Here is a 25,766-nt window from a genome sequence, read left to right as displayed (position 1 = left end):
GCGACTGTCAAGCGGCTCAGCGAGCTATCATCGTATCATAATTTCGCCTGTCGTTTCGAGGGTTAATGGCAGGCGGCTCGCCCCTTGCGAGAACTTCTCGCGCGTAAAATCTCCGCTATACGCTCCGCTTGTTATGCTCGCGGCGATTCGCCGTCCGCGACGCGGCTCCATCTTCCCTCCGGCATGCCTGTGCGGGCTTGATTTCGGCATTTCAGGCTGCGAGAACGAAGCGGCGTTTCATCGTATGATTTGCCGCCTTCGTCCTGACGCGATGGCGGCAGGCGGCCCCGAGCCGTGCGCATCCATCGCGGGCGAACGGCGCCTGCTCAGATCCGGTGGTACGGGCCATGACTGCGGCCAGCATGGGAGAGGCGAAGAACCGGACGATGGCGCTCGCGGTCGAGTTCGGCCGCCGCATCACGTCCGGCGAATGGCCCGTCGGCGCCGTGCTGCCCACCGAAGGCGACATCCAGGCCAGCTACGGCGTTTCGCGAACCGTGGTCCGGGAAGCGATGCGGCACCTTTCCGCGAAGGGGCTGATCGCGGTCGGCCCGAAGGTCGGCACCCGCGTGCGGCCGAACATCGAGTGGAACATGCTGGACGGCGACGTGCTGCGCTGGCACCTCACGGCCGGCGTCCGGCGGGATTTCGTCGAGGCGCTCTACGAGATGCGCCTCATCAACGAGCCGGAAGCGGCGCGCTTCGCCGCCGCGCGCATATCGCCCGAGAAGCTCGACGAGCTCGCCGAAGCGCTCGAACGCATGACGATGCATCCGCGCGGCTCGGCGGAACTCGTCGCAGCCGACCTCGACTTCCACCGCATCATCCTGGAGGCGACGGGCAACCCGATCCTGCGCTCGCTCGGCACGGTGATCGAACGCAGTCTCGCCATTTCCTTCTCGCTCAGCTGGCGGCAGAACCCGCAGGCCGAGACGGTGAACCAGCACGCGCGCGTGCTGGAAGCCATCCAGCGCGGCGACGGCGACGCAGCGGCCCTGTTCATGCGCCAGCTGATCGAGAGCGCCTGCGGCGACGTCGTCGCCTGCCTGTTCCCGCCCGACCCGAGCGTCGAAGCAGCCGATGCTCCGCCTTCCCGCCACCACATGAAACTCGAAAGCGCAGACACAACGGCATGAGTCCCATCCGCATCGCCCTCGTCGGCATCGGCAAGATCGCCCGCGATCAGCACGTTCCCGCGATAGCCGGCCACGACGGTCTCGAACTCGTCGCCACCTGCAGCCGGCACGCCTCGCTGGATGGCGTCCGCAGCTTCAAGGACTTTGGCGAGATGCTGCGTGACGTGCCGGAGATCGACGCCGTATCGCTCTGCACTCCGCCGACCGCCCGGCAGGCTTTCGCGCTCGAGGCCTTCGAGGCCGGCAAGCACGTGATTCTGGAGAAGCCGCCGGCGGCGACGCTTGCCGAACTGGAGCCGCTGGTCGCCAAGGCGAAGCAGGCGAACCGCACGCTTTTCGCCACCTGGCATTCGCGCTTCGCCGATGGCGTCCGCCCGGCGCGCGAATGGCTGGCCGATGCGCGGATCGAGCGGGTGACGGTCAACTGGAAGGAGGACGTGCGCCATTGGCACCCCGGCCAGGACTGGATCTGGGAGCCGGGCGGCCTCGGCGTCTTCGATCCGGGCATCAACGCCCTGTCCATCGTGACGGCGATCCTGCCGCGGCCGATCCACCTGACGAAAGGCGAACTGTCGTTCCCGGCCAACCGCGCAACGCCGATCGCGGCGAGCCTGCGCTTCGCCGACGTGACGGGCGTGCCGGTGGAAGCCGAGTTCGACTGGCGTCAGACCGGACCGCAGAGCTGGGATATCGAGGTCGTCGCCGACAAGGGCCGGCTGACCCTGTCGAACGGAGGAGCGTTGCTGCGCGTTGACGGGAAAACCGTCCTCGAAGGCCGCGACCGCGAGTATCCCGGCATCTACGCGCACTTCACGGAACTCGCAGCGTCGAACCGGTCCGATGTCGACCTCGCGCCGCTGACCCTCGTCGCCGACGCCTTCATGCTCGGCCGCCGCAACACCGTGGAAGCGTTCGACTGACGCTCCAACCCGACAACGAACAAGAAGAAGCAGACGGAAGATGTTGAAATCGAACGAGAACGGTCCGGCGAAGCTGCGCTCGCGCGCTTGGTTCGACAACCCGGACAACATCGACATGACCGCGCTCTATCTCGAGCGCTACCTGAACTTCGGCCTCAGCCTCGAGGAGATGCAGTCCGGCATGCCGATCATCGGCATCGCGCAGACCGGCTCCGACCTGTCGCCCTGCAACCGGCATCACTTGGAACTCGCGTCGCGCGTCCGCGACGGCATTCGCGAGGCCGGCGGCATTCCGCTGGAATTCCCTGTCCACCCGATCCAGGAGACCGGCAAGCGCCCGACCGCGGGCCTCGACCGCAACCTTGCCTATCTCGCGCTGGTCGAGGTGCTCTACGGCTATCCGCTCGACGGCGTCGTGCTGACCATCGGCTGCGACAAGACCACGCCCGCCTGCCTGATGGCAGCGGCCACCGTTAACATCCCGGCGATCGCGCTGTCCGTTGGCCCGATGCTGAACGGCTGGTTCCGCGGCGCGCGCACGGGCTCCGGCACCATCGTCTGGAAGGCGCGCGAGCTTCTGGCGGCCGGCGAGATCGACCACAAGGGCTTCATCAAGCTCGTGTCGTCCTCGGCGCCCTCCACCGGCTACTGCAACACGATGGGCACCGCGACGACGATGAACTCGCTCGCCGAAGCGCTCGGCATGCAGCTGCCGGGTTCCGCGGCGATTCCTGCGCCCTACCGCGACCGGCAGGAGATCTCATATTACACTGGCAAGCGAATCGTTGAGATGGTGCACGAGGACCTGAAGCCCTCCGACATCCTCACGCGCGACGCCTTCCTCAACGCGATCCGCGTCAACTCCGCCATCGGCGGCTCCACCAACGCGCCGATCCACCTCAACGCCCTCGCCCGGCATGTCGGCGTCGAACTCTCCATCGACGACTGGCAGGAGTTCGGCGAGGAGATCCCGCTGCTCGTCAACCTGCAGCCGGCCGGCGAATATCTCGGCGAGGACTACTACCATGCCGGCGGTGTGCCGGCCGTCGTCGCGCAGCTGATGACACAAGGGCTCATCGCCGAGGACGCGATGACCGTGAACGGCAAGACGCTCGGCGAGAACTGCCGCGACGCGAAGATCGAAGACGACAAGGTCATCCGCACCTTCGACGCGCCGCTGAAGAAGCATGCCGGCTTCCGCGTCCTGCGCGGCAACCTGTTCGATTCGGCGATCATGAAGCTCTCCGTCATCTCGGACGAGTTCCGCGAGCGCTATCTCTCGAACGCGGACGACCCGGACGCTTTCGAGGGCCGCGCGGTCGTGTTCGACGGGCCGGAGGACTACCACCACCGAATCGACGATCCGTCGCTCGAGATCGACGAGAACACCGTGCTCTTCATGCGCGGCGCCGGGCCGGTCGGCTACCCCGGCGCGGCGGAGGTCGTGAACATGCGGGCGCCCGACTACCTCATCAAGCGCGGCATCACCTCGCTCGCCTGCATCGGCGACGGGCGGCAGTCCGGCACGTCCGGCTCGCCGTCGATCCTGAACGCCTCGCCGGAAGCGGCGACCGGCGGCGGCCTCGCGCTGCTCCGGACCGGCGACCGCGTACGGATCGACCTCCGCAAGGGCTCGGCCGACATCCTCATCTCGGACGAGGAGCTGACCGGGCGGCGCGAGGCCCTGAAGGCTTCCGGTGGCTACAAGTACCCCGCCAACCAGACGCCGTGGCAGGAGATCCAGCGCTCCGTGGTCGGCGAACTCGCCACTGGTGCGGTGCTGGAGCCGGCCATCGCCTACCAGCGCATCGCCCAGACCAAGGGCCTGCCGCGCGACAACCACTGAGCCGCAGCCGATGAGCAACGGGGGAGCGCCGTTCTGCGCGGCGGCGGACTGGGGAACGTCGAGCTTCCGTCTCTGGCTTCTGGCCGGGGACGGAACGGTGCTCGGCGAGAAGCGCTCGCGCGAGGGCATGCAGTCGGCCGTCGCGGCCGGCGGCTTCTCGGCGGTGCTGGAAACGCATCTGGCGAGCCTCGGCGCGCCAGTCGACCTGCCCGTCATCGTCTGCGGCATGGCCGGGGCGCGACAGGGCTGGGTCGAGGTGCCCTATGCCGACGCGCCGGCGGCGCTGGCCGAGATCGCCGGCAAGGCGACGCCGGTGCCCGGCCTCGCGCGCGACGTGCGCATCCTCCCCGGCGTCGCCCAGCGCGACGCGGCTCGTCCCGACGTGATGCGGGGCGAGGAAACGCAGGTCATGGGCCTCGGCCGCGACGGACTGATCTGCCTGCCCGGCACCCATTCGAAATGGGTCTCGGTGGCGGATGGCAGGATCGAGGCCTTCTCGACCTTCATGACCGGCGAGATCTTTGCGCTCCTCGCCGGCCAGTCGATCCTCCGGCATACGGTCGGCGAGAACCACGATGCCCTCGCGCACCGCGACGCCTTCACCGAAGCGGTCGAGGCGTCGGCCCGGCAGCCGGAAGCGTTGCTGAACCGCCTCTTCTCGCTTCGCGCGGGCGGTCTCCTCGGCACGGCGGCGAGCGAGGAAGCGGCGGCGCGCCTGTCGGGATACCTGATCGGGTCCGAGATCGCCGGCGCACGCGCCGCGCTGCCGGAAAGCCGGTCGGTGATCCTCGCCGCATCCGGCCCGCTCGCCGACCTCTATGCCGTCGCGCTCGCAGCCGGCGGCTTCACGGTGGAAACGGCGGATGCCGACACCGCCGTCCGCGAAGGCCTGCTCGCGGCCGCCCACCAATGTTTCGGAATGCCCACATGATCCCGTCCTTCGAACCGACCGTCCCTTGGCCTTCCCTCAAGCGCTCGCTCGTCGCGATCCTGCGGGGATTGAAGCCGGAGGAAGCCGAGGGGGTCGTCGGCGGTCTGATCGAGGTCGGCTTCGAGGCGATCGAGATTCCGTTGAACTCGCCGGAGCCGTTCCGCTCCATCGAGATCGCTGCGAAGCTGGCGCCGGATAACGTGCTGATCGGCGGCGGCACGGTGCTGTCGCCGGAGGCGGTAGACGGGCTCGACGCCGCGGGAGGCCGGCTGCTCGTCAGCCCGAATGTCGATCCGGCGGTGCTGCGCCGGGCCGGCGAGCGTGGCATGGTGACGATGCCCGGCTGCTTCACGCCGACCGAAGCCTTTCAGGCGCTGGCAGCCGGCGCGTCCGCGCTGAAGTTCTTTCCGGCGGTGACGCTCGGGCCCGTCGGCGTTTCGGCGGTGCGAGCGGTGCTGCCGAAGACGACCGTGATCGGCGTCGTCGGCGGCGTCTCGGAAGCCGACTTCGACGCTTTCGGCAGGGTCGGCGTCACGGCCTTCGGGCTCGGCTCCAGCCTCTACAAGCCCGGCATGAGCGCGGCCGATGTCGCGGCGCACGGCCGGCTTGCGGTCGAGACCTACGACCGCGTCTTCGGCGGAGTTCACAGCGCATGACGGACGAGGCAGTGCAGGTCGCTACGACGATCCTCCACGACGAGCCGTGCCAGCTCGGCGAGGGGCCGACCTACGATCAAGCCAGCGATACGGCCTGGTGGTCCGACATCCTAGGAAAGACCCTGTTCGAGCACCGCTTCGCGACCGGCGAAACGCGCCGGCACGCCTTGCCCTTCATGGCGAGCCAGCTTTCCTTCGTCGACGACGGCCGCCAGCTCGTCGCGGCCGACAAGGGCCTTTTCCTTCGCGACGTCGCGAGCGGCGAGTTGACCCTCGTCAATCCGCTCGAAGCGGACAACGCCGCCACGCGATCCAACGACGGCCGCACGCATCCCTCCGGCGCGCTCTGGATTGGGACGATGGGGCTGAACGGCGAGCGCGGCGCCGGCGCGATCTACTGGTTCCGCGGCGGCGAGGTGCGTCAGCTCTACCCGAACGCCAACATCCCGAACGCCATCTGCTTCGCGCCGGACGGGCGGACGGGCTACTTCACCGGCACCGTGTCGGGCAAGCTGATGCGCGTCGCGCTCGATCCCGCCACCGGCCTGCCGACCGAACAGCCGTCCGTGATCTTCGAGGTGCCGGCAGACGACGCGGAAGCCCATCTCGACGGCGCGGTGGTCGATGCCGACGGGCTGATCTGGGTCGCCCGCTGGGGCGGCGCGCGCGTCACGGCCCTCGCGCCGGACGGAACGGTGGTGCGGGAAGTGCCGGTGCCGGCGCGGCAGTCGAGCTGCCCGGCCTTCGTCGGCGCGAAGCTCGATCGCATGCTGGTGACGACCGCCCATCAGGGGCTCGATGCGGAAAGCCGGGCCGCCGATCCGGAGGCAGGCAAGATTTTCCTGCTCGACTTCCCCATGCGCGGACGCGCCGACCCGCGCGTCCTTCTCTGAAAAGGTCGAAAAAATGGGCGGCACGAGGCCGCCCTGAGTTCGACTGGAGTATCAGGCCATGAAAAACCTGATACCCGAAGAATCCCTTAGCGGCCAAATGGTTGCAAACGAGTTCTCGACGCCTCTCCCGCATCGCCGCGCAACCAAGGTTTTGATTGTCGCGTTAGGCCGTCGCGCTAGGTGCTTTCGCCGGCGCGGTGTTCACGATGCGGCGGCCGGCCGCCTTTGCTGGAGTTCGAGATGTTCCGCCACAAGTCCACGGCCTACGACCGGCTGACCGATGCCATATCCGACATCGGCGAGCGGATCGCGGAACTCGAGCATAACGTCGCCGAGCGGGTGAGTCCGACGCCGTCCGTCGCCGAGCGGGCCCGCCGCTCCGTGGCGCAGTATCTGCCCGGCCACCAGACCGGCCTGTACCGCTACCTGCCGGATTTCGCGCGCGGCTGGCAGCTTCCGAGCACCGACGATGCCCGCTCCGCCTACAACAGCGCCTACGGCACCACCGCCGACACGCTGTCCGATCTCCGCTCGCAGCTTTCCGACTGGGCGAGCCACCTGCCGAGTTGGCGGCGCGTCGCCTCCGAAACGCGCTCCCGCCTGCCTGACGCGCGCCTGCCGCGCTACGGCAGCTTCCGCCGCGGGATGCAGACGCAGCGCGGCGTCGACCGTCTGCGCGACAACGACACGCTGACGACCGTGCTGATCGTCGGCGGCGCGGTGGTCGCGATCGGCGGCGCGGCCTATGTCGCGAAGAAATTCTACGACCACACCGAGGAGCCGGACTACGACGTGGTCCGCCGCGACGGCGACATCGAGGTGCGCGACTACGACGCGATGGTCGTCGCCGAGACGGTGAAGAGCGGCTATCACGAGAAGGCCCGCAAGGACGGCTACCTGACGCTGTCGGACTACATCTCGGCGCATAACCGTCCCGGCAAGAAGATCACGATGACCGTGCCGGTGCTGCAGCAACTCTCCGAGTCGGAAGGGCAGACGAAGGGCTGGGCGATCCGCTTCGTCATGCCGAAGAAGTACTCCACCGCGACGCTGCCCGCCCCCGGCGGCAACGACGTGCGCCTGAAGGACGTCGCGCCGAAGCGGGTCGTCGCCATCCGCTTCAACGGCAACTTCTCGGCGAGTCTTGCCTCGAAGAAGTTGATGACCCTCTACAATTACATCGCCGACGAAAACCTGAAGCAGAAGGGCGATCCGGAATACGCGTTCTACAATCCGCCGCTGGTTCCGGGCTTCCTGAAGCGCAACGAGATCCTGATCGAGATCGAGCGCTGACGACAGCCGCCTGATTCGTGGAAAACGCCCGCTTCGGCGGGCGTTTTCATGTTGCGAAGGCGCGCATGCCACCGCATCCTGTCGGCCGACATGACAACTGCGCCCTCCGGTCTTCCCGCGTCCCTTCGATGGGACGGCGGCACCCTTCACCTCGACCCGCGCGGCCCGGCCTTCTTCGAGGACCCCTACCCCGCCTATGCCGAGATGCATCGGCACTGCGCTTTCTTCCGCTGGCACGAACTCGACCGCCTCGCGGTCTGCGGCCATTCGCTGGTCGCCTCGCTGCTGCGCGACCGCCGCTTCGGCCGCATCCTGCCGGCCGCTTCCGATGGTCGGCCGGACTACGCCGACATCCCCCAGCATCTGCGGAACTTCTACGCGATCGAACGGCATTCCATGCTGGATCTTGAACCGCCGACGCATTCGCGCATCCGCGGGCTGGTGCTGAAGGCCTTCGTCTCGCGGCAGGTCGATCGGCTGGCGCCACGCATCGAAGCGCTGGCGAACGGTCTCGTCGACCGGTTCGCCGGCCGGGGCGAGGTCGAGCTCGTCGCCGGGTTCGCGACGCCGTTGCCGGTCATGGTGATCGCCGAACTGATCGGCGTCGACGCCAGCGAAACCGCGCAGCTTCTCGACTGGTCGCATCGGATGGTGGCGATGTACCAGTTCGGCCGGACGCGGGAGATCGAGATCGAGGCCGACCGCGCCGCCGCCGAGTTCCGCGACTTCGTGCTCGGCGAGATCGCGGCGAAGCGCCAACGTCCGGGCGATGATCTCCTCTCGGCCCTGGTGCGCGCCGAAACCGAAGAAGGCAAGCTCAGCGAGGACGAGATGGTCTCCACCATCGTCCTTCTGATGAATGCCGGGCACGAGGCGACCGTCCACCAGATCGGCAACGGCGTGAAGACGATGCTGGAGAACGGCGGCGCCAATCCTCGTCGCCTGCTCGCCGATGAAGCGCAGGGCGGCCGCGCGGTGGAGGAGATGCTGCGCTTCGATGCGCCGCTGCACCTTTTCGAGCGGGTCGCGCTGGAGAACGTCGAGTTGCCGGGCGGGCTCACCGTGCGGCGCGGCGAGGAGGTCGCACTGCTGCTTGGCGCCGCGAACCGCGATCCTGCCGCCTATATGGAACCCGATCGCTTCGATCCGGCTCGTTCAGGGCCCGCGCCGGTCTCGTTCGGCGGCGGCATCCACTTCTGCGTCGGCGCGCCGCTGGCGCGGCTCGAACTGCGCATCGCGCTTCGGGTCCTGTTCGAGCGCCTGCCGGACCTCCGGATCGCTGCCCCGCCGCGCTACCGCGACTCCTGGCATTTCCACGGGCTGGAACGGCTCGACCTCGCCTTCGAGCCGGCGGCAGTCAGGTCTTGATGACGTAGTGCTTGCGCGTCGTCTCGACGACGCGCCACGTACCCTTGAAGCCCGGGCGGATGACGATGCCGTCGCCGGGCCGGAGTGTCGTGACCGAGCCGTCGTCCTCCGTCAGCACCGACAGGCCGGACAGGATGTGGCAGAACTCCCATTCGGAGTACTCGACGCGCCGTTCGCCGGGCGTCGATTCCCAGATGCCGGCATAGAGCCCGGCGCCGTCGTCCTCGACGTTCCAGGTCTTGTTGGACGGGTTGCCGGAAACGATCCGCTCCGCCGGCGGCGCACCCTCGTCCGGCTCGGCCTGATCCGTGGAGAGTTTCAGCAGTCTTTCGCTCATGTCTTCGCCAAGGCCTGATCGAGGTCGGCGATGATGTCGGCGACGTTCTCGATGCCGACCGACAGGCGCACCACGTCCGGCCCCGCGCCGGCGGCGACCTGCTGGTCGGAGGCGAGCTGCCGGTGGGTGGTCGAGGCCGGATGGATCACCAGCGAGCGCACGTCGCCGATGTTCGCCAGATGCGAGAAAAGTTCGAGGCCCTGCACGAAGGCGACGCCCGCGTCGTAGCCGCCCTTCAGGCCGAAGGTGAACACCGCCCCCGCCCCGTTCGGCGCATAGCGCTGCATGTTCGCATGGCCGGGATCGTCCGGCAGGCCGGCATAGGAGACCCAGCCGACCTTCTCATGCCCCTTGAGATGCTGCGCCACCGCCAGCGCGTTGTCGCAATGGCGCTGCATACGTAAGGGCAGCGTCTCGATGCCCTGCAGGATCAGGAAGGCGTTCATCGGCGAGATCGCCGGGCCGAGGTCGCGCAGGCCAAGCACCCGGCAGGCGATGGCGAAGGCGAAGTTGCCGAAGGTCTGGTGCAGCACGATGCCGGCATATTCCGGCCGAGGCTGCGACAGCATCGGATAGCGGTCGGTCGCCGACCAGTCGAAGGTGCCGCAGTCGACGATGACGCCGCCCATCGAGTTGCCATGGCCGCCCATGAACTTCGTCAGCGAGTGCACGACGATATCGGCCCCGTGCTCGATCGGGCGGCAGAGATACGGCGTCGCCATCGTGTTGTCGACGACGAGCGGCAGGCCGTGCCGATGCGCGATCTCCGCGATGCCGGCGATGTCCACCACGACGCCGCCGGGATTGGCGATCGACTCAATGAACACCGCCTTGGTCTTCTCGGTGATCGCCGCTTCGAAACTCGCGAGATCGAAGGGGTCGGCCCATTTCACCTGCCAGTCGAACGACTTGAACGAATGTCCGAACTGATTGATCGAACCGCCGTAGAGCTTGCGCGAGGCGACGAACTCGTCGCCGGGCGACATCAGCGCGTGGAAGACGAGGAGTTGCGCGGCATGACCGCTGGCGACCGCAAGCGCCGCCGCGCCGCCCTCCAGCGCCGCGACGCGTTCCTCCAGCACGGCCTGCGTCGGGTTCATGATGCGCGTGTAGATGTTGCCGAACTGCTGGAGCCCGAACAGCGCAGCCGCATGGTCGACGTCGTTGAAGACGAAGGATGTCGTCTGGTAGATCGGCGTCGCCCGCGCCCCGGTCGCCGGATCGGGCGCAGCGCCGGCATGGATGGCAAGCGTCTCGAAACCCGGCGCGTCGCTCATGCTCCCTTCCTTTCCGTTTTCGGCAGGCTTTCCGTCGTCAATCATCATCGCTGCTTTGCCGCGGTCTCACAAACGAAGCCGACGCATCGAGTTCGCATGGACCACGGCGAGGATCAGCACGCCGTCCGGAATCTCCTCGTAGAGAATGACATGCCGCCCATGTTCGTGGCGGCGGACGTTCGGTGCAATCGTCTCCGCTCGCCGCCCCATCCGAGGGTTCGAAGCGAGGAGTTCGAAGACGTGCTCGAAGCCATGGATGTATTCGACGGCCTGACGACGCCCGAAGGCTTCGACGCTGTGAACGTAGATGTCCAGGAGGTCGTCCTCCGCACGTCGGTTTGAGGACCAGCTACTCACGAAAGAAGCCGCGGGCCTTCGCGATCGAGTTCCCTTCCGAAATGATGTCCGCCATACTCCTATTGCCAATGCCGCTGGCGCGCGACTCTTCGACGATGCGGCGCAGGTCCTCGATCGTCAGTTCCGGCTGGTCGGGCCAGTCTTCGGCCGTGTCGTCCGCGCGCTCGCGCTCCAGCAGATCGCCCAGGTAGGCGTCGATCGTGGGGAAGCCTTGCGCTTTCGCGCGCGCCTCGATCCAGTCCTTCGTCGGGTCGGGCACGGTGATCGTCAGGGTCGCCATCGGCTCGCTCCTTGCGGCTTCCCGTTATGTAGCACCGTCCGAACGGGAGCGGAACGTCGGTCGGACGCTATCGCGGCGCCACGCCCAGCCGCGGAATCTCGATCTTCGGGCAGCGGTCCATGACGACCTCGATGCCGGCGTCACTGGCCCGCGCCGCCGCTTCGGCGTGGACGACGCCGAGCTGCGTCCAGAGCACTTTCGGCACCGGATGGAGCTGCAGCATCTCCTCCACGATCCCCGGCAGCGCGTCGCTCGCGCGGAAGACGTCCACCATATCGATCGGCTCGGGGACATCCGCCAGCGTCGCGCGGAACGTCGTGTCGAAGATCGGCTTGCCGGCCTGCCCCGGATTGATCGGAAAGACGCGATAGCCACGGCGGAGGAGATATTCCAGCACGCCGTAGGAAGGCCGCGCCGGGTTCGGACTTGCCCCGACCATCGCGATGGTTCGGACGGTGGACAGGATGCGGCGGATCGCATCGTCCGAGGCGATCGGCGGACCCGCGCTCATTCGCCAGCCTCGCGTGAACCGCGCCGGGAAAGCGCGGCACGGATGCCCTCCCGCGCCTCCTCGCTCTTCATGCTCTCGGCCGAAAGCGCGGCGGCGTAGTCGTAGGCGGCGGCGAGTCCCATTTCCGCCTGCGCGTGAAACGCCTCCTTCGCCAGACGGATCGCCTCCGCCGGCTTCGCCGCGATGCTCGACGCGTACTTGTCGACGACGGTCGTGAGATACTCCGGCGGCACGACGCGGTTCACGAGGCCGAACTCGCGCGCCGTGCGCGCGTCGATCGTCTCGCCGGTCAGCAGCATCTCCATCGCATGCTTGCGGCCGAGGCCGCGTGACAGCGCCACCATCGGTCCAGCACCCGGCAGGCCGAGGTTGACGTCCGGCACCCGGAAAGTCGCGGTCTCCGCGGCGATCGCCAGATCGCAAGCCGCGACGAGCTGACAGCCCGCGCCCGACGCCGCGCCCGCGACTTCAGCGATCACCGGTTTCGGATGCCGGACGATCGCCTGCGCCAAGCCTGCCAGGAGCCGTTCCGAAGCCTCGAAGAAGGCCTCTCCCCCATCCTCGTCGGCCCGGCGACGCCCCGCCTCCTCGTAGTCCGCGCCGAGCGAAAAGACGTTGCCGGCGGCGGCGAGCACGACGACGCGACAATCAGGATCGTTCTTCGCCGCGTCCAGCACTTCCAGCAACCCGTCGATCGCGGCGACCGACAGGACGTTCGCCGGCGGGTTGGACAACGTTACGCGGTGCACGGCACGCCGTGCCGCCGGTTCCGCCGCCGCGTGCATCTCTACGACTTCGCCCATCGCCCATTCCCGCCATTCACGAGGCTGCAACCTAGCGTCTCGACCGCCGGATGGAAAACCGATCAGTAACACGCCCCACACCCTCTCCGCCGTCAATTTTGCGGTATCAAATTACCCTATATCCTATCTCATTGTTTTTGCTGCAGTGATGCACGTTTTCGGAAGCCGGAGAGGCTTGACGATGTGTCCATCGTTCCGTATGGCATCCCGCGACAGCGGCGGTTGACGTCGTGTCGGCACCGCCGCGCCCGACCGGGCGAAGCGCCGTTCCGCCCACCCGAGGATTATTGGATGAAGACCTTCTCGCAGAAGAACGAGACGGTGGAGAAGAAGTGGATCCTGATCGACGCCGAAGGGCTCGTCGTCGGCCGCCTCGCCTCCCTCGTCGCCCTTCGCCTTCGCGGCAAGCACAAGGCGACCTATACCCCGCATATCGACGACGGCGACAACGTCATCATCGTCAATGCCGACAAGGTCGTCTTCACCGGCAAGAAGTATACGGACAAGACCTACTACTGGCACACCGGTCATCCCGGCGGGATAAAGGAGCGCAAGGCGCGCCAGATCCTCGAAGGTCGCTTCCCGGAGCGCGTGGTCGAGAAGGCCGTGGAGCGGATGCTCCCCGAAGGCCCCCTCGCCCGCCAGCAGTTGCGCAACCTGCGCGTCTACTCCGGCTCGAACCATCCCCATGAGGCGCAGAAGCCCGAGGCGCTCGACGTCGCGGCCCTGAACTCGAAGAACAAGAGGGCCGCCTGATGTCGCAGCTTTCCTCCCTCCAGGACCTCCAGACGGTCGAGACCGTCGCCGCCGCGCCGGTCCACGTCCAGAAGCTCGATGCGCAGGGCCGCGCCTACGCGACCGGCAAGCGCAAAGACGCCGTCGCCCGCGTCTGGGTGAAGCCCGGCAGCGGCAAGATCACCGTCAACGACAAGGAGTTCGGCGCCTACTTCGCGCGGCCGGTGCTCCAGATGGTGCTGCAGCAGCCGATCGTCGCGGCGGCCCGTGACGGGCAGTTCGACATCGTCGCGACCGTCACCGGCGGCGGCCTGTCGGGTCAGGCGGGCGCGGTGCGCCACGGCATCTCGAAGGCGCTGACCTATTTCGAGCCGGGCCTGCGCCCGGTCCTGAAGAAGGGCGGCTTCCTGACGCGCGACAGCCGCGTCGTCGAGCGCAAGAAGTACGGCAAGGCGAAGGCCCGCCGCTCCTTCCAGTTCTCGAAGCGCTGATCCGCCTTACCTCAGGGTTTCACGGGGGCCGCGGAGCGATCCGCGGCCCTTTTCGTTTGGGGACGACTTCATGGCCGGCAAATCCATCGACCACGCGATCACCGCGACCGACACGCTCGGGGCCGCGAGCGACCCGACCTATGCCGGCGTCGCCTCCTTCATGCGCCGCAAGCTGACGAAGGAGCCGGCCGATGCAGACGTCACCGTCTGGGGCGTGCCGTTCGACGCCTCCGTCTCGAACCGGCCGGGTGCGCGCTTCGGACCGGCGGCGCTGCGGCGAGCCTCTCAGATCTTCGACAACGACCCGCAATACCCGTTTAAGCTCGACCTCTTCGACGCGCTGCGGGTGGTCGACTACGGCGACTGCCTGATCGATTACCGGACGCCGGAGACCGCGCACGAAGCGATCCGCGCGGAAGCGGCGAAGCTGCTCGGCCAGACGAACTTCCTCCTGACGCTCGGCGGCGATCATTCGATCACCTATCCGCTGCTGCAGGCGCTGGCGGAGCGGCACGGCAAGCTCTCGCTGATCCACTTCGACGCGCATCAGGACACCTGGCCGACCGCCGGCGAGCGCGTCGATCACGGCTCGTTCCTCACCACCGCGGTGCGGCACGGCATCGTCGATCCCGACACCTCGATCCAGGTCGGCATCCGCACCCACGCGCCGGAAACGCTTGGGCTCGAGATCGTCTACGGCCACGAACTCGAGGACATGACGAGCATCGAGATCGCCAAGCGCATCTACGAGCGGACCGGCGGCACGAAGGCCTACCTCACCTTCGACATCGACTGCCTCGACGTCGCCTTCGCGCCGGGCACCGGCACGCCGGTCGCGGGCGGCCCGTCGAGCGCCAAGATGCTGGCGGTGCTGCACCACCTGAAGAACGTCGAACTTCTCGGCGCGGACGTGGTGGAGGTGTCGCCGCCCTACGACCACGCCGACGTCACCGCGATTGCCGGCGCGACGGTCGCGATGTACCTCCTCGGCATCCTCGCCGAGAAGAAGGCTTCCTGATCCGATGGCGCTTCCTCGCATCTTCATCGACGGCGAGCACGGCACGACCGGCCTGCAGATCCGCCAGCGCATGGCCGAACGGCGGGACGTCGAGCTCCTGTCAATCCCGGAAGCAGAGCGCCGCAACGCCGCGATGCGCGAGGACATGCTGAACGCGGCAGACGTCGCGATCCTCTGCCTGCCGGACGACGCGGCGCGCGAGGCAATCGGGCTCCTCGACGGCAACAATTCGACTCGGGTCATCGACACCTCGACGGCGCATCGGACAGACCCCGACTGGGCCTACGGCTTTCCGGAAATGGCTGCCGGGCAACGCGAGCGGATCGCGGCGTCCGCGCGAGTGGCCAATCCCGGCTGCTACCCGACCGGCGCGATCGCGCTGCTGCGTCCTCTCCGCGACGCCGGCCTCATCGACGCCGGCTATCCGGTGTCGGTGAACGCCGTCTCCGGCTATACCGGCGGCGGCAAGCAGTTGATCGGGCAGATGGAGGACTCGACGCGGGCCGACCACGTCGCCGCGCCGCATTTCCTCTATGGCCTCGATCTGCACCACAAGCACCTGCCCGAGATGCGGACCTACGGTCGCTTGGAACACGAGCCGCTGTTCGCGCCGTCGGTCGGCCGCTTCCCGCAGGGGATGATCGTCCAGGTGCCGCTCCGCGCCGAGCCGGGCGATGCCGAGCGGATGCGCGCCGCGCTCGCCGACCACTATGCCGGGCAGGACCTCGTCTCGGTCGCCTCGCAGGAGGAGGTGGCGGGGCTGAAGCGCATCGATCCGACCGAACTCGCCGGGACGGACCGGATGAAGCTGTTCGTCTTCGCCTCGGCGGACGGACGCCTCGTCAACCTCGTCGCCCTGCTCGACAATCTCGGCAAGGGCGCATCCGGGGCGGCGGTGCAGAACCTCGACCTGATGCTGGCCGCCGCCTGAGCGTCAGGCTTCGGCGTAGCGCGTCGGCGCGAAGCGATACGGGCCGACCACGCCGCGCGCATGCGCCACCGCGAAGGCGAGGACCACCAGCGCTCCCGCCTGATGCAGAAGCGCCCAGCCGATCGGCACCGCCAGCAGGAGGGTCGTGATCCCGAGCGCGGCCTGACAGACGACGAGAGCCAAGAGCACCGCGGCGCGGCGCGCATGCGTCGTTCGCGGCGCGAGAACCCAGGACGCGGCGGCGTGCAGCGCCACGACGGCGAGCAGCAGATAGGCGCTGGCGCGGTGCATGAACTGCACCGTCATGACGTTCTCGAAGAAGTTGCGCCAGGCCGGGGCCATCGTCAGCAGGCCGCGCGGCACGATCTGCCCGTCCATCAGCGGCCAGGTGTTGAAGGTCATGCCGGCGTTGAGCCCGGCGACGAGACCGCCGAGATAGATCTGGCAGAGGGCGAGCACGACGATCGCGCCGGCCGCCCAGGCGGAACCGACCGAGGGCGGCGGATCGTCCGAATGGCGGGCCAGACCCCGCGCCACCCAGAGCGTCGACGCGAAGATGATGCAGGCCGTGGTGAGATGCACCGCCAGCCGATACTGGCTGACGTCGGTGCGCGCCGAAAGGCCGGACGCGACCATCCACCAGCCGATGCCGCCCTGTACCGCGCCGAGCGCCAGGATGCCGAGAAGCCGCGGTTTCAATGGCGAGGGCAGACGCCCCGTCAGCCAGAAGAGGAGTAGCGGCACCGCGAAGACCACGCCGACGAAGCGGGCCAGGAACCGGTGCGTCCATTCCCACCAGTAGATCGTCTTGAACCCGTCGAGGCTCATGCCTTCGTTGAGTTCCGTGTATTGCGGGATCCGCTGGTAGAGTTCGAACTCCTCCTGCCATTCCGCCGCCGATAGCGGCGGGACGACACCGTGGATCGGCTTCCATTCCGTGATCGACAGGCCGCTTTCGGTCAGCCGCGTCGCGCCACCGACCAGCACCAGCGCGAAGAGGACGAGCGCCACCGCGTAGAGCCAGAGACGGACCGGCCGCAGGCTGCGCGTCGCATTTACGGAGCGGGAGAGGCCGGTCGGGGCCATCGCCAGAGTCATCGGGGGCGAACTCGCGTCAGTCGGATATGTCCGACTTCATTTGTCCCCGGAAGCCGCCACGCACAAGCGAAACCAAGCGTCGCAGCGCCGAATGCTGGCTTTTGGCGGACGTCGAGCCCATAGGAAGCCCAGCATTCCGGGACCGAGACCATCCATGCCCATCCGCTTCCGCAAGCTCGTCGGCACGATCGTGCTGCTGCTCCTGATCTTCGTCTACGCGATCTTCGCCACGGCATTCGCCTCGTTCTACCTTGCGCATTCGAGCGGCTGGGTGCACCTCGCCTTCTTCCTCGTCAGCGGCCTGCTCTGGGTCGCGCCGGCGGCGCTGCTGATCCGCTGGATGGAGGGCTATTCCGGCAAATCCCGCTAGGCTCGGACGGCGCGTTTGACCACCGTGTGGTGCGGAACGAGCTTCGCTCGTTCGTCCAAATCCTCGTCCAGAAAGACCACTTCGTCGAGACCGCCGGGCATGAGACGGCCGATCGTGGTTTTCAGGCCGACCTCCGCCTCGATCCGGCGCGGCACGACGAGCGCCGTATCGTCATGGACGAGCGGCGCCAGCGTTTCGGCGTCGGCGGGGACGATGGCGACGACCCGCGCATAGACCTCTTCCAGCGTCGTCAATACGGAAGCGGCGTCCGAAGCCGCATTCGGCGCATCGAGGCGCGCGGCGAGGAGATGGGTGCGTCCCGCTCGATCCCGCTGGATGGCGTGGGCGAAGGTCGTCGGGCTCGCCGCGATATGCGCGATGCTCTCGACCTCGCGTGACAAGGCGAGATCGCCGACCGTGCACCCGCCGTCGAAATCGACGAGGATCGTCGGCTCGTCTCCATTGGAAAGGTGGCGGGCCACCGCCACCGCTTCGGCCGCCTTCCAGCCGGGCGGCGCGAGAATGAGGATGCGCGATATGCGCGCGGCCGCGGCCGCCTTCGCCAGTTCCGCCACGCTCGCGCGCATCGGCGCGAGGCCCGGCATCGACGCGGCCGGCACCTCACGACCGTCTGCCGCCGCTCCGGCGCCTTCCGCTCTGGCCGGGTTCGTCCGGGCGGAAACGATGACGAGGCCGAGGGCCGCGAGGCCGGCCAGACCGATCACCAGCGACGCGGAGCCGTTCATCGGGATGCCGGACGGCACGAGATCGGGCTGCAGCAGCGTCGCCCAGGCAAAGGCGCTCGTCGCGGCGAGCGCCGCGCCGCAGGTCAACTGCAGTCCGCGCTTCCGGCCGTGATCGCGGCTGTCGACAGGTCCGCCGTCGTCGCTCGGGGTCGGCATCGTCCGCTCCGTCTCGGGATGACGCATCGTAGATGCCCTCGGGTAACGGCTCGGTTAAGGCCCGGAAAACACACGCAATACATGTGCCTGCAGCTTTGCTTAACGGCCCGTTAACCCTAACCAATCTACAACGATGTCGACGAGGCCGCCGGCGATATCCGCCGCGGCGCGGATCGACGGGGCGACGGGGGATGCGGCTGCGCCATACGATAACGGCGGTTGCCTTGGCCGCCTCCCTTAGCGGCTGCGCGAGCTACCAGCCGCCGCAGCCGGCTTTCCACAAGGCGCTGAACGAGCCCTACCGCCTCGACAGCGGCGACAAGGTCCGCGTCACCGTCTTCGAACAGGAGGGCCTGACCAGCACCTACGCGGTGGACAAGAGCGGCTATGTTTCCATGCCGCTCGTCGGCACGGTGCCGGCGCGCGGCCAGACGCCTGAGGAACTCGAAGCGGCGATCGCGACGAAGCTGCGCGACGGCTTCCTGCGCGATCCGGACATCTCTGTCGAGGTCGAGACCTACCGCCCCTTCTTCATCATGGGCGAGGTGACGCAGGGCGGGCAGTACAGCTACGTGCCCGGCATGACGGTGCAGAACGCCATCGCCGCGGCGGGCGGCTTCTCGCCCCGCGCCGAGCAGAAGACGGTGGATCTGACGCGGCAGGTGAACGGCAAGATCGCATCCGGCCGGGTGCTGATCTCCGATCCGATCCAGCCGGGTGACACGATCTTCGTGCGCGAGCGCTGGTTCTGATCGCGCCTCCTCCGACCCGACGCCCGTCGATCGTTAAGGTTTGAGCGGGCCCGCAGCCGAAACGATAAGGAAATTGACGTAGCGTCCGGCCGCAATCTCAATCGGATCGGCCCGATGCGCCAGACTCAAGCTCGCCTCTCGGAAGGCAGGCAGGATACCCCCGGCCGCGACGGCGCGCTGCCGTTCTCGCCCGCCGCCGTTCGCGCCGTGAAGGTCGCCGCACCGGCGACGCCCGCGATGCTGAACCAGCTCGCCTCCGAGACGGCCGATCGCTATGCGAGCCGCGTCATCGCTCCCGCCATCGTATCGGGCATGCTGATGATCGCCGAATGCGTGGTTCTCGCCGCGATCTCGATCGCCGTCATCGCCACCGCCGATGCGCCGAGCGCCGACATGCTGTGGCGTTGCCTCGTCATTTCCGTCGGCGGCGCGGTCGCGGGCGTCTGCGGCATCCATGTCTTCGGCGGCTACGAGATCGGCATGCTGTCGCGGCGCGCCGCGCAGATCGTGCCCGTCGCCAGTGGCTGGGCCGCGGCGCTCGCCGCCATCGGTCTCGGTCTCCTTGTCCTGCAGCCGGAAAGCGCCGTTTCGCGCGCATGGCTGTCCATCTGGTATGTGACAGGCGCCGTGGCGCTGCTCGGCGCCAGAATGGTGCTTGCCGGACCTATCCGGCGCTGGAAGCGCGACGGCGTGATGGAGCGGCGCGCCGTGATCGTCGGCGGCGGACAGGCGGCGGAAGAGCTGATCCGCACCATCATCGCGCAGCCGGACGGGGACGTCCGCATCTGCGGCATCTTCGACGATCGCGGCGACCGGCGCTCGCCGCCGCTCGTCGCCGGCTACCCGAAGCTCGGCAACATCCGCGAACTCGTCGAATTCGCCCGCACGGCCCGCATCGACATGCTGATCGTCACGCTGCCGCTCTCGGCCGAGAAGCGCGTGCTCGAATTCCTGAAGAGCCTGTGGGTGCTGCCGCTCGATATCCGCCTCGCGGCCCACGCGGCGAACCCGCAGTTCCGCTCGCGCTCGCATTCCTTCGTCGGGCAGGTGCCGGTGCTCGACGTCTTCAACAAGCCGATCGCCGACTGGAACGCCCTCACCAAGCGGGTCTTCGACATCCTCATCGCCAGCGCGGCGATCGTGGCCCTTTCACCCGTCTTCCTCGCCACGGCCATTGCGGTGCGGCTCGACTCGAAGGGGCCGATCTTCTTCCGGCAGAAGCGGCATGGCTTCAACAATCAGGTGATCGAGGTCTTCAAGTTCCGCTCGATGTATCACGAGCAGGCCGACCCCGCCGCCAAGCGCGTCGTCACCAAGGGCGATCCGCGCGTGACGCGCGTCGGGCGATTTATTCGGAAATCCTCGATCGACGAGCTTCCGCAGCTCTGGAATGTGGTGCGCGGCGAGCTCTCGCTCGTCGGCCCCCGCCCCCACGCCGTCCACGCTTTCTCCAGCAGCAACGAGGCCTTCATCGAGATCGTCGACGACTATTTCGGGCGTCATAAGGTGAAGCCCGGCATCACGGGCTGGGCGCAGGTGAACGGCTACCGCGGCGAGATCGACCAGGCGGACAAGCTGAGGAAGCGGTTCGAATACGACCTGCACTACATCGACAACTGGTCGATCCTGTTCGACGTCGCGATCCTCGCCAGGACGCCGCTGAGCCTTCTCAAGACCGAGAACGCCTATTGATGACGGCAGGGATGTCCGTCAATCCAAGGTGAGCGTTCGGCCAGGCCGCGCTCGCCCTTGAGGCAAGCGCCGGTGTCAGACGGCGACAGCTACCCCGAAATCGATGTCGGAAGCGCCGGTCGTGACGGGCGGGCGCGCTGCCAGCGCCTCGCCGCGCAGAATCTCGCGCGCGTTGCCGGCGCGGACCGCGGCGATAGCCCCCCTCGGATCGTCCCCGAGGCCGCTCGTCTCGAAGACGTCGACCAGGCAATCCACGTCCTCGCCATTCCGCTCGGCCGCCCAGGCACGCGCGGTCTGAGAACGGCGGAAGGCGCGATACGACGTCGCTTCGTCGTTTTCGACCCGAACAACGAACATCGTTCCACCTCCCCGCCAGCTGAAAACCGGCAGCACCGGTTACCCGGGATTAACCTTGCCGCATGATGGCAGGTTCCCGCGACAGGAAGGTGACGCTACGAATTTTTCAAGGGTGAACTGGGGGCGTTCGCGGGACTGGTCGGAGCGAGAGGATTTGAACCTCCGACCCCTTGGACCCCATCCAAGTGCGCTACCAGACTGCGCTACGCTCCGACTGCACCATTTCCTAGAGAAGGCGGCCCCGGGAGGCAAGCCCCATTCGCGCTCCGCCCCGCCGGAGACGCGTCGCACGGGTGGATCAGCGCGACTGGTCGAGCAGTCGCTTGCATTCGAGGAGTTCGATCAGCACGTCCTGCAGCGTCGCGACGCTTTCCCGCGGCAGCCCGACCGGCGCCTCGTCGCCACCGGTGCCGCGGTCGCGGCGCAGGAAGGACGTGAACCCCGACCGCCGCTCGCCGACCGGCGAAGCCGAGGCCGGCGCGATCTCCGGTTCCGCCTCGCCTTCCGTATCCTCCGGCACTCCGATCTCCACCTCGCCGGCCTCGCGGTCGCCCGCCACAGCCGGCATCGCATCCAGCGAGGCGACGTCGCCCGCACCGACGCCGACGACGAACCGGTTGCCGTTCTCGCGCAGGATGCGCTGGACGCCCTTGATGGTGAAGCCCTTGACGTAGAGCAGGTATCGAATGCCCTTCAGCAGTTCGACGTCGTCCGGCCGGTAGTAGCGCCGGCCGCCGCCACGCTTCATCGGGCGGATCTGCGAGAAGCGGGTCTCCCAGAACCGCAGCACGTGCTGCGGCAGGTCGAGCTCTTCCGCGACTTCGCTGATCGTCCGGAACGCGTCGGTGCTCTTCATGCTCATGCGTCAGGCGTCTGGCGTCATTCCGCCGCCTTCAGCGCCGGCGTCACGCTCACGCCGCCGCCGATCCGCTTCGAATGCGCTTCGAGGATGCGGTCCTTCATGACGTTCGACGGCTTGAACACCGCAACGCGGCGCGGAAGGATCGGCACTTCCTCGCCGGTCTTCGGGTTGCGGCCGACGCGCTCGTTCTTGTCGCGCACCAGGAACGAGCCGAAGGACGAGATCTTCACCGATTCGCCCCGGGCGATCGTCGAGCACATCTCTTCGAGGATCATCTCGACGAGCGAAGCGGACTCGGTGCGGGAAAGCCCGATCTTGCGAAACACGGCTTCAGCGAGATCGGCCCGCGTGATCGTCTTGTCGCTCATGCCCATCCCCTGAAATCCAGACGCCCGCGCTGCTCCCCAACGTCGCGGCCGACCTTTAGACGGCGCCAAGATACGCAATTCCGACCTTTAATCAAGGTTAAGAAGACCTTGACAGGGCGGCCGGGAGCCTGTCGCAGCTACCAGCGGACGAGCATCGCCCCCCAGGTGAAACCGCCGCCCATGGCCTCCAGGAGGACCAGATCGCCGCGCTTGATGCGGCCGTCGCGCACCGCCACGTCGAGCGCCAGCGGGATGGAGGCGGCGGAGGTATTGCCGTGGTCCTGCACCGTCACGACCACCTTTTCCGGCGCGATGCCGAGCTTCTTCGCCGAGGCGTCGATGATCCGCCGATTCGCCTGGTGCGGCACGAACCAGTCGACCGCCTCGGCATCGACACCGACCGCCGCGAAGGATTCCTCGACCACGTCGGTGATCATCGCCACCGCGTGCTTGAAGACTTCGCGGCCCTCCATCCGCAGCTTGCCGACGGTACCGGTGGTCGAGGGACCGCCGTCGACGTAGAGCTTCTCCTCGTGGTTGCCGTCGGCGCGCAGGCGCGAGACCAGCACGCCGCGCCCCGCCGCGCCCTCGGCCGTTTCCGCCGCTTCCAGCACCACGGCCCCCGCCCCGTCGCCGAACAGCACGCAGGTCGTCCGGTCCTCCCAGTCGACGATGCGCGAGAACGTTTCCGCCCCGATGACGAGGGCGCGCGTCGCCATGCCGGAGCGCAGATACAGGTCCGCCGTCGTCAGCGCGTAGACGAAGCCGCTGCAGACCGCAGCCACGTCGAAGGCGAAGCCGCGAGCGATGCCGAGCCGCCGCTGCACCTGCACCGACGAGGCGGGAAAGGTGTTGTTCGGCGTCGCGGTCGCGAGGATCACGAGATCGATGTCGGCGGGCGTGACGCCGGCCGCATCGAGCGCCTTGCGGGCCGCCGCCTCGCCGAGCGAGACCGTCGTCTCGCCCTCGCCGGCGATCCGCCGGTTGCGGATGCCGGTGCGCTGCGTGATCCACTCGTCGGAAGTCTCGATCGTCTTTTCGAGCTCGCGGTTGGAGACGGTGCGGGCCGGCAGCGCGGAGCCGGTGCCGAGGACGACGGAGCGCCGAGTGTGCATCAGATCGTCTCCGGCGCGACTTCGACGACCGTTTCGGCCGTCAGGCGTTCGTGGAACAGGCGAAGCGCTTCCTCGACCTTGCCGAGCAGGCCGTTCTCGGCCATGGCGCAGGCGAGGTCGATCGCGGCCGCCAGCCCTTCCGCGTCCGTGCCGCCGTGGCTCTTGATGACGACGCCGTTGAGCCCGAGGAAGACGCCGCCGTTCACCTTGCGCGGATCCATCTTGTCCCGCAGCCGGTCGAAGGCGCTCTTCGCCAGGATGTAGCCGAGCCGGGCCATCCAGGTCTGGGACATGGCGGCCCGGAGATAGCCGGCGATCTGCTTCGCGGTGCCTTCCGCCGTCTTCAGGGCGACGTTGCCGGTGAAGCCTTCCGTCACCACGACGTCGACGGTGCCCTTGCCGAGATCGTCGCCCTCGACGAAGCCCTTGTAGGACAGGCCGGAAATCGCGGTCTCCTTCAGGAAGCGCGCGGCCTCGCGCACTTCCTCCTGCCCCTTCACTTCCTCGACGCCGACATTGAGGAGGCCGACCGTCGGCTGCTCGGCGCCGAACAGCGCCCGCGCCATCGCCGCGCCCATCAGCGAGAAGTCGACGAGCTGCTGCGCGTCGGCCCCGATGGTCGCGCCGACGTCGAGCACGATGCTCTCGCCGCGCAGCGTCGGCCAGATGGCCGCGATCGCCGGCCGCTCGACCTTCGCCATGGTGCGAAGGCAGAACTTCGCCATCGCCATCAATGCGCCGGTGTTACCGGCCGAGACGGCCACATGCGCCTCGCCGGTTTTCACGGCCTCCACCGCGCGCCACATCGAGGAGCGGTAGCGCCCCTGCCGCAGCGCCTGCGAGGGCCGCTCGTCCATGCGGATCGAAACGTCGCAATGGTGGAACACGGAGGCCGCCTTCAATTTCGGCAAGCCGTCCAGAACCGGCAGCACGGCCTGCTCCTCGCCGAAGATGGCGAAGCGGATGCCGGGGCGGCGTTCGAGCGAGATCGCGGCGCCGGGAAGCACGACGGACGGTCCGTGGTCGCCGCCCATCGCGTCGATGGCGATCGTCACGCCTGAACTGGAACTCAACTGCGGCTCGCTTTCATGTCGACCTTGCGGTGGCGGACTCCCTTGCCGCAGAAGCCGACGATTGTGCGGCGCCTGTACGGCACCGCTCCATACGATCTTTCGAGCCGTTCCAAAACCGGCGGCGCACGCCCTCTTATCCGATCTGCGCCCTCCGGCAACTGCGCGGACGACACGGTCAATCCTTCTTCGGTTCCCGCAGCCGGGCGAGCACGGCGAAGGGCGAGGGCTCGCGCTCGCCCTCGCGCACCGCCTCGAAGGACACGTCCTCCCCGCGCGGATAGGGGTCGAGCGCAACGCCGAGGAGCTGAACCAGCGGCTCACCGAGGTCGATCCGGTCGCCGCGGAAGGTTTCGATCGCCTCGTCGCCGGGATCGAGATCGATCGCGTCGTCCTCGGCGACCGCCGGGCGAGCCAGCCGCGAATGCTCCGGCACGAAGAAGAGGGTGACTTCTTCTTCGATATCCTGGCGCACCGGATCGAGCGTGACGACGTCGGGCTGCAGGGTGGCGGCGAAGAGCGTTCCGTCCACCGCGACGCCGTCGTCCTGCCAGCGCCTGGCCAGAAGCTCGGCCTCGAACCGCTCGACGCCGAGGATGCCGAAGCGTGCGGCGATCGCCCGCCGCTGCGCTTCGTCCGCCTCGAAGCGGATGCGCAGCCCGTCCTGCGGCAGCCGCGAAACGACGAGCGCGAAGACCGGCGCGTCGGGCGCTTGCCCCTCGCTCATCGGCTTGATCCGTCTTCGAACAGGCGGCCGGAAAGGATCGCATCCGTTTCGAGCCGGTCGAGCTCGGCCTTCGTGGTCATCATGTGGGTCGCGAGCGCTGCGGCGTCGCGTTGGTCCGGCGGAGCCTCGCCCAAGGCGTAGCGCTCCAGCTTGGCGGCCAGCGCCGGCTCGTCGCCGTCGCGCAACGGCGGATCGTAGGCGGAGACGCGTTCGTAGAACATGCCGGTCAGCTTGCGCATGCGCTTCGGCACCGCCACGTCGCCGATGCCGATCTCGCGGATCGAGTCCTCGACGTCGACGATGAAGCGGTCGACGAGGTCCTGCGCCACCGGCTTGGTCGCTTCGTCCCGGCTGCAGCGCGCGAGCGCCAAGAAGATGTGGATGGAAAGGGACTCGAAACGGCCCATCACCGTGTCGGGCACGCCGAATTCCAGGTAGAGCTTCGGCGTCCGCGAACGCGCGACGACGCTTTCGTAGAGCGCGTCCACGATCTCGCGGTTGCGGTTGCGGATTTGCCTGCGCAGCTTGAAACGCGACAGCATCGTGCCTTCCATCGGCGATGGGCGTCGCATGGCTGCGACTCGATTGCAACGGCGAACGGACTGCTTTACGAGGCGGAACCGCGCCGCGCGGGCGCAGCCGCGCCGCAGTGTCGCCGTGTTTATGACGC

30 protein-coding genes and 1 tRNA gene are annotated in these 25,766 nt (G+C 67.9%); 15 read left to right on the top strand and 16 right to left on the bottom strand.

Going from position 1 to position 25,766, the window contains the following annotated elements:
* The first annotated feature begins 347 nt into the window (after nt 1-347).
* From F6X38_RS06975 to F6X38_RS06940, 8 genes are all read left to right on the top strand, one after another.
* Entirely contained in the window at nt 348-1,136 is a 789-nt protein-coding gene (locus F6X38_RS06975) for a FadR/GntR family transcriptional regulator (protein WP_246191228.1), read from the top strand.
* The gene (locus F6X38_RS06970; protein WP_150968892.1) at nt 1,133-2,056 is read left to right on the top strand and encodes a Gfo/Idh/MocA family protein; all 924 of its coding nucleotides are present in this window, start codon (nt 1,133-1,135) and stop codon (nt 2,054-2,056) included. The genes F6X38_RS06975 and F6X38_RS06970 overlap by 4 nt, the downstream gene beginning before the upstream one ends.
* Nucleotides 2,057-2,096: 40 nt before the next feature.
* Nucleotides 2,097-3,902: an IlvD/Edd family dehydratase gene (locus F6X38_RS06965; RefSeq protein WP_161992646.1), complete on the top strand. Its 1,806-nt coding sequence runs from the start codon at nt 2,097-2,099 to the stop codon at nt 3,900-3,902.
* A gap of 10 nt (nt 3,903-3,912) precedes the next feature.
* A complete protein-coding gene (locus tag F6X38_RS06960) occupies nt 3,913-4,833 on the top strand; it encodes a 2-dehydro-3-deoxygalactonokinase (RefSeq protein WP_150968891.1) in 921 nt (306 codons plus the stop codon).
* Nucleotides 4,830-5,489 carry a 2-dehydro-3-deoxy-6-phosphogalactonate aldolase gene (locus tag F6X38_RS06955; RefSeq protein ID WP_150968890.1) on the top strand — a complete coding sequence of 220 codons (660 nt, stop codon included), beginning with the start codon at nt 4,830-4,832 and terminating at the stop codon, nt 5,487-5,489. The genes F6X38_RS06960 and F6X38_RS06955 overlap by 4 nt, the downstream gene beginning before the upstream one ends.
* Nucleotides 5,486-6,382, top strand: a complete 897-nt coding sequence (locus F6X38_RS06950) for an SMP-30/gluconolactonase/LRE family protein (protein WP_150968889.1) — start codon at nt 5,486-5,488, stop codon at nt 6,380-6,382. Before F6X38_RS06955 ends, F6X38_RS06950 begins: the two co-directional genes overlap by 4 nt.
* 240 nt (nt 6,383-6,622) lie before the next feature.
* A complete protein-coding gene (locus F6X38_RS06945) occupies nt 6,623-7,675 on the top strand; it encodes an SOUL family heme-binding protein (RefSeq protein WP_150968888.1) in 1,053 nt (350 codons plus the stop codon).
* A gap of 90 nt (nt 7,676-7,765) precedes the next feature.
* Nucleotides 7,766-9,043: a cytochrome P450 gene (locus tag F6X38_RS06940; RefSeq protein WP_150969129.1), complete on the top strand. Its 1,278-nt coding sequence runs from the start codon at nt 7,766-7,768 to the stop codon at nt 9,041-9,043.
* On the opposite strand, the gene F6X38_RS06935 is transcribed toward F6X38_RS06940, so the two are convergent.
* The 6 genes from F6X38_RS06935 to F6X38_RS06910 all read right to left on the bottom strand — a co-directional run bounded on the left by F6X38_RS06935 (nt 9,033) and on the right by F6X38_RS06910 (nt 12,608).
* Nucleotides 9,033-9,380 (bottom strand): cupin domain-containing protein, encoded by a 348-nt coding sequence (locus tag F6X38_RS06935; protein WP_150968887.1) that lies wholly within the window; start codon nt 9,378-9,380, stop codon nt 9,033-9,035. The two genes, F6X38_RS06940 and F6X38_RS06935, sit on opposite strands and share 11 nt — an antisense overlap.
* Nucleotides 9,377-10,657: an O-acetylhomoserine aminocarboxypropyltransferase gene (locus F6X38_RS06930; protein ID WP_150968886.1), complete on the bottom strand. Its 1,281-nt coding sequence runs from the start codon at nt 10,655-10,657 to the stop codon at nt 9,377-9,379. Before F6X38_RS06930 ends, F6X38_RS06935 begins: the two co-directional genes overlap by 4 nt.
* Nucleotides 10,658-10,723: 66 nt before the next feature.
* Complete coding sequence (locus tag F6X38_RS06925; RefSeq protein ID WP_150968885.1) at nt 10,724-11,014, bottom strand: type II toxin-antitoxin system RelE/ParE family toxin; 291 nt, start codon at nt 11,012-11,014, stop codon at nt 10,724-10,726.
* Nucleotides 11,007-11,294 carry a ribbon-helix-helix domain-containing protein gene (locus tag F6X38_RS06920; RefSeq protein ID WP_150968884.1) on the bottom strand — a complete coding sequence of 96 codons (288 nt, stop codon included), beginning with the start codon at nt 11,292-11,294 and terminating at the stop codon, nt 11,007-11,009. The genes F6X38_RS06925 and F6X38_RS06920 overlap by 8 nt, the downstream gene beginning before the upstream one ends.
* A 67-nt stretch (nt 11,295-11,361) precedes the next feature.
* A complete protein-coding gene (locus F6X38_RS06915; RefSeq protein ID WP_150968883.1) occupies nt 11,362-11,805 on the bottom strand; it encodes a CoA-binding protein in 444 nt (147 codons plus the stop codon).
* Nucleotides 11,802-12,608 (bottom strand): enoyl-CoA hydratase-related protein, encoded by an 807-nt coding sequence (locus F6X38_RS06910; protein WP_150968882.1) that lies wholly within the window; start codon nt 12,606-12,608, stop codon nt 11,802-11,804. Before F6X38_RS06910 ends, F6X38_RS06915 begins: the two co-directional genes overlap by 4 nt.
* A gap of 291 nt (nt 12,609-12,899) precedes the next feature.
* Here F6X38_RS06910 and rplM point away from each other — a divergent pair, with 291 nt between their 5' ends.
* The 4 genes from rplM to argC all read left to right on the top strand — a co-directional run bounded on the left by rplM (nt 12,900) and on the right by argC (nt 15,783).
* Nucleotides 12,900-13,364: a 50S ribosomal protein L13 gene (gene rplM, locus F6X38_RS06905; protein ID WP_150968881.1), complete on the top strand. Its 465-nt coding sequence runs from the start codon at nt 12,900-12,902 to the stop codon at nt 13,362-13,364.
* Nucleotides 13,364-13,834 carry a 30S ribosomal protein S9 gene (gene rpsI, locus F6X38_RS06900; RefSeq protein ID WP_150968880.1) on the top strand — a complete coding sequence of 157 codons (471 nt, stop codon included), beginning with the start codon at nt 13,364-13,366 and terminating at the stop codon, nt 13,832-13,834. Before rplM ends, rpsI begins: the two co-directional genes overlap by 1 nt.
* Nucleotides 13,835-13,904: 70 nt before the next feature.
* Nucleotides 13,905-14,852 (top strand): agmatinase, encoded by a 948-nt coding sequence (speB, locus tag F6X38_RS06895; RefSeq protein ID WP_150968879.1) that lies wholly within the window; start codon nt 13,905-13,907, stop codon nt 14,850-14,852.
* Nucleotides 14,853-14,856: 4 nt separating this feature from the next.
* The gene (gene argC / locus F6X38_RS06890; protein WP_150968878.1) at nt 14,857-15,783 is read left to right on the top strand and encodes an N-acetyl-gamma-glutamyl-phosphate reductase; all 927 of its coding nucleotides are present in this window, start codon (nt 14,857-14,859) and stop codon (nt 15,781-15,783) included.
* Nucleotides 15,784-15,786: 3 nt separating this feature from the next.
* On the opposite strand, the gene F6X38_RS06885 is transcribed toward argC, so the two are convergent.
* Nucleotides 15,787-16,881: a COX15/CtaA family protein gene (locus F6X38_RS06885; protein WP_150968877.1), complete on the bottom strand. Its 1,095-nt coding sequence runs from the start codon at nt 16,879-16,881 to the stop codon at nt 15,787-15,789.
* Between the two features lie 154 nt (nt 16,882-17,035).
* On the opposite strand from F6X38_RS06885, the gene F6X38_RS06880 reads away from it, so the two are divergent.
* Complete coding sequence (locus F6X38_RS06880; protein WP_150968876.1) at nt 17,036-17,251, top strand: DUF2842 domain-containing protein; 216 nt, start codon at nt 17,036-17,038, stop codon at nt 17,249-17,251.
* On the opposite strand, the gene F6X38_RS06875 is transcribed toward F6X38_RS06880, so the two are convergent.
* On the bottom strand, nt 17,248-18,153 hold the full coding sequence (locus F6X38_RS06875; protein ID WP_150968875.1) for a hypothetical protein: 906 nt from the start codon (nt 18,151-18,153) through the stop codon (nt 17,248-17,250). The genes F6X38_RS06880 and F6X38_RS06875 overlap by 4 nt on opposite strands.
* Nucleotides 18,154-18,344: 191 nt before the next feature.
* Here F6X38_RS06875 and F6X38_RS06870 point away from each other — a divergent pair, with 191 nt between their 5' ends.
* Both F6X38_RS06870 and F6X38_RS06865 read left to right on the top strand, forming a co-directional pair.
* Entirely contained in the window at nt 18,345-18,905 is a 561-nt protein-coding gene (locus F6X38_RS06870; protein ID WP_150968874.1) for a polysaccharide biosynthesis/export family protein, read from the top strand.
* Between the two features lie 114 nt (nt 18,906-19,019).
* Nucleotides 19,020-20,597: an undecaprenyl-phosphate glucose phosphotransferase gene (locus F6X38_RS06865; RefSeq protein ID WP_246191227.1), complete on the top strand. Its 1,578-nt coding sequence runs from the start codon at nt 19,020-19,022 to the stop codon at nt 20,595-20,597.
* A gap of 75 nt (nt 20,598-20,672) precedes the next feature.
* On the opposite strand, the gene F6X38_RS06860 is transcribed toward F6X38_RS06865, so the two are convergent.
* The 8 genes from F6X38_RS06860 to F6X38_RS06825 form a co-directional block, all read right to left on the bottom strand.
* Entirely contained in the window at nt 20,673-20,990 is a 318-nt protein-coding gene (locus F6X38_RS06860; protein WP_150968873.1) for a hypothetical protein, read from the bottom strand.
* Between the two features lie 100 nt (nt 20,991-21,090).
* Nucleotides 21,091-21,167: transfer RNA gene (locus tag F6X38_RS06855), tRNA-Pro, on the bottom strand.
* Between the two features lie 85 nt (nt 21,168-21,252).
* A complete protein-coding gene (locus F6X38_RS06850) occupies nt 21,253-21,816 on the bottom strand; it encodes a MerR family transcriptional regulator (RefSeq protein ID WP_150968872.1) in 564 nt (187 codons plus the stop codon).
* A 17-nt stretch (nt 21,817-21,833) separates the two neighbouring features.
* Nucleotides 21,834-22,184, bottom strand: coding sequence for an integration host factor subunit alpha (locus F6X38_RS06845; RefSeq protein WP_150968871.1), 351 nt, complete (start codon nt 22,182-22,184; stop codon nt 21,834-21,836).
* A gap of 137 nt (nt 22,185-22,321) precedes the next feature.
* The gene (locus F6X38_RS06840) at nt 22,322-23,299 is read right to left on the bottom strand and encodes a beta-ketoacyl-ACP synthase III (protein WP_150968870.1); all 978 of its coding nucleotides are present in this window, start codon (nt 23,297-23,299) and stop codon (nt 22,322-22,324) included.
* Nucleotides 23,299-24,372 (bottom strand): phosphate acyltransferase PlsX, encoded by a 1,074-nt coding sequence (gene plsX / locus F6X38_RS06835; protein ID WP_150968869.1) that lies wholly within the window; start codon nt 24,370-24,372, stop codon nt 23,299-23,301. The genes F6X38_RS06840 and plsX overlap by 1 nt, the downstream gene beginning before the upstream one ends.
* Nucleotides 24,373-24,547: 175 nt before the next feature.
* Nucleotides 24,548-25,096, bottom strand: coding sequence for a YceD family protein (locus tag F6X38_RS06830; RefSeq protein ID WP_150968868.1), 549 nt, complete (start codon nt 25,094-25,096; stop codon nt 24,548-24,550).
* Nucleotides 25,093-25,668, bottom strand: coding sequence for a ubiquinol-cytochrome C chaperone family protein (locus F6X38_RS06825; RefSeq protein WP_246191226.1), 576 nt, complete (start codon nt 25,666-25,668; stop codon nt 25,093-25,095). The genes F6X38_RS06830 and F6X38_RS06825 overlap by 4 nt, the downstream gene beginning before the upstream one ends.
* Between the last annotated feature and the right edge of the window lie 98 nt (nt 25,669-25,766).

It is taken from the genome of Plantimonas leprariae, from assembly GCF_008802405.1.
GTDB classification, from domain to species: domain Bacteria; phylum Pseudomonadota; class Alphaproteobacteria; order Rhizobiales; family Rhizobiaceae; genus Plantimonas; species Plantimonas leprariae.
This window is presented reverse-complemented; position numbering and strand designations above follow the sequence as displayed.

Bases quoted from the DNA above. Each gene is read 5' to 3' on its own strand.
- F6X38_RS06880 (WP_150968876.1), top strand. From the start codon at position 17,036: ATGCCCATCCGCTTCCGCAAGCTCGTCGGCACGATCGTGCTGCTGCTC.
- F6X38_RS06970 (WP_150968892.1), top strand. From the start codon at position 1,133: ATGAGTCCCATCCGCATCGCCCTCGTCGGCATCGGCAAGATCGCCCGC.
- F6X38_RS06840 (WP_150968870.1), bottom strand. From the start codon at position 23,299: ATGCACACTCGGCGCTCCGTCGTCCTCGGCACCGGCTCCGCGCTGCCG.
- F6X38_RS06945 (WP_150968888.1), top strand. From the start codon at position 6,623: ATGTTCCGCCACAAGTCCACGGCCTACGACCGGCTGACCGATGCCATA.
- F6X38_RS06875 (WP_150968875.1), bottom strand. From the start codon at position 18,153: ATGCCGACCCCGAGCGACGACGGCGGACCTGTCGACAGCCGCGATCAC.
- F6X38_RS06825 (WP_246191226.1), bottom strand. From the start codon at position 25,668: ATGCGACGCCCATCGCCGATGGAAGGCACGATGCTGTCGCGTTTCAAG.
- F6X38_RS06955 (WP_150968890.1), top strand. From the start codon at position 4,830: ATGATCCCGTCCTTCGAACCGACCGTCCCTTGGCCTTCCCTCAAGCGC.
- F6X38_RS06935 (WP_150968887.1), bottom strand. From the start codon at position 9,380: ATGAGCGAAAGACTGCTGAAACTCTCCACGGATCAGGCCGAGCCGGAC.
- argC (WP_150968878.1), top strand. From the start codon at position 14,857: ATGGCGCTTCCTCGCATCTTCATCGACGGCGAGCACGGCACGACCGGC.
- F6X38_RS06965 (WP_161992646.1), top strand. From the start codon at position 2,097: ATGTTGAAATCGAACGAGAACGGTCCGGCGAAGCTGCGCTCGCGCGCT.
- speB (WP_150968879.1), top strand. From the start codon at position 13,905: ATGGCCGGCAAATCCATCGACCACGCGATCACCGCGACCGACACGCTC.
- rpsI (WP_150968880.1), top strand. From the start codon at position 13,364: ATGTCGCAGCTTTCCTCCCTCCAGGACCTCCAGACGGTCGAGACCGTC.
- F6X38_RS06845 (WP_150968871.1), bottom strand. From the start codon at position 22,184: ATGAGCGACAAGACGATCACGCGGGCCGATCTCGCTGAAGCCGTGTTT.
- F6X38_RS06865 (WP_246191227.1), top strand. From the start codon at position 19,020: ATGCGCCAGACTCAAGCTCGCCTCTCGGAAGGCAGGCAGGATACCCCC.
- F6X38_RS06975 (WP_246191228.1), top strand. From the start codon at position 348: ATGACTGCGGCCAGCATGGGAGAGGCGAAGAACCGGACGATGGCGCTC.
- F6X38_RS06950 (WP_150968889.1), top strand. From the start codon at position 5,486: ATGACGGACGAGGCAGTGCAGGTCGCTACGACGATCCTCCACGACGAG.
- F6X38_RS06920 (WP_150968884.1), bottom strand. From the start codon at position 11,294: ATGGCGACCCTGACGATCACCGTGCCCGACCCGACGAAGGACTGGATC.
- F6X38_RS06915 (WP_150968883.1), bottom strand. From the start codon at position 11,805: ATGAGCGCGGGTCCGCCGATCGCCTCGGACGATGCGATCCGCCGCATC.
- F6X38_RS06930 (WP_150968886.1), bottom strand. From the start codon at position 10,657: ATGAGCGACGCGCCGGGTTTCGAGACGCTTGCCATCCATGCCGGCGCT.
- F6X38_RS06830 (WP_150968868.1), bottom strand. From the start codon at position 25,096: ATGAGCGAGGGGCAAGCGCCCGACGCGCCGGTCTTCGCGCTCGTCGTT.
- F6X38_RS06910 (WP_150968882.1), bottom strand. From the start codon at position 12,608: ATGGGCGAAGTCGTAGAGATGCACGCGGCGGCGGAACCGGCGGCACGG.
- F6X38_RS06850 (WP_150968872.1), bottom strand. From the start codon at position 21,816: ATGAGCATGAAGAGCACCGACGCGTTCCGGACGATCAGCGAAGTCGCG.
- rplM (WP_150968881.1), top strand. From the start codon at position 12,900: ATGAAGACCTTCTCGCAGAAGAACGAGACGGTGGAGAAGAAGTGGATC.
- F6X38_RS06940 (WP_150969129.1), top strand. From the start codon at position 7,766: ATGACAACTGCGCCCTCCGGTCTTCCCGCGTCCCTTCGATGGGACGGC.
- F6X38_RS06870 (WP_150968874.1), top strand. From the start codon at position 18,345: ATGCGGCTGCGCCATACGATAACGGCGGTTGCCTTGGCCGCCTCCCTT.
- F6X38_RS06960 (WP_150968891.1), top strand. From the start codon at position 3,913: ATGAGCAACGGGGGAGCGCCGTTCTGCGCGGCGGCGGACTGGGGAACG.
- F6X38_RS06885 (WP_150968877.1), bottom strand. From the start codon at position 16,881: ATGACTCTGGCGATGGCCCCGACCGGCCTCTCCCGCTCCGTAAATGCG.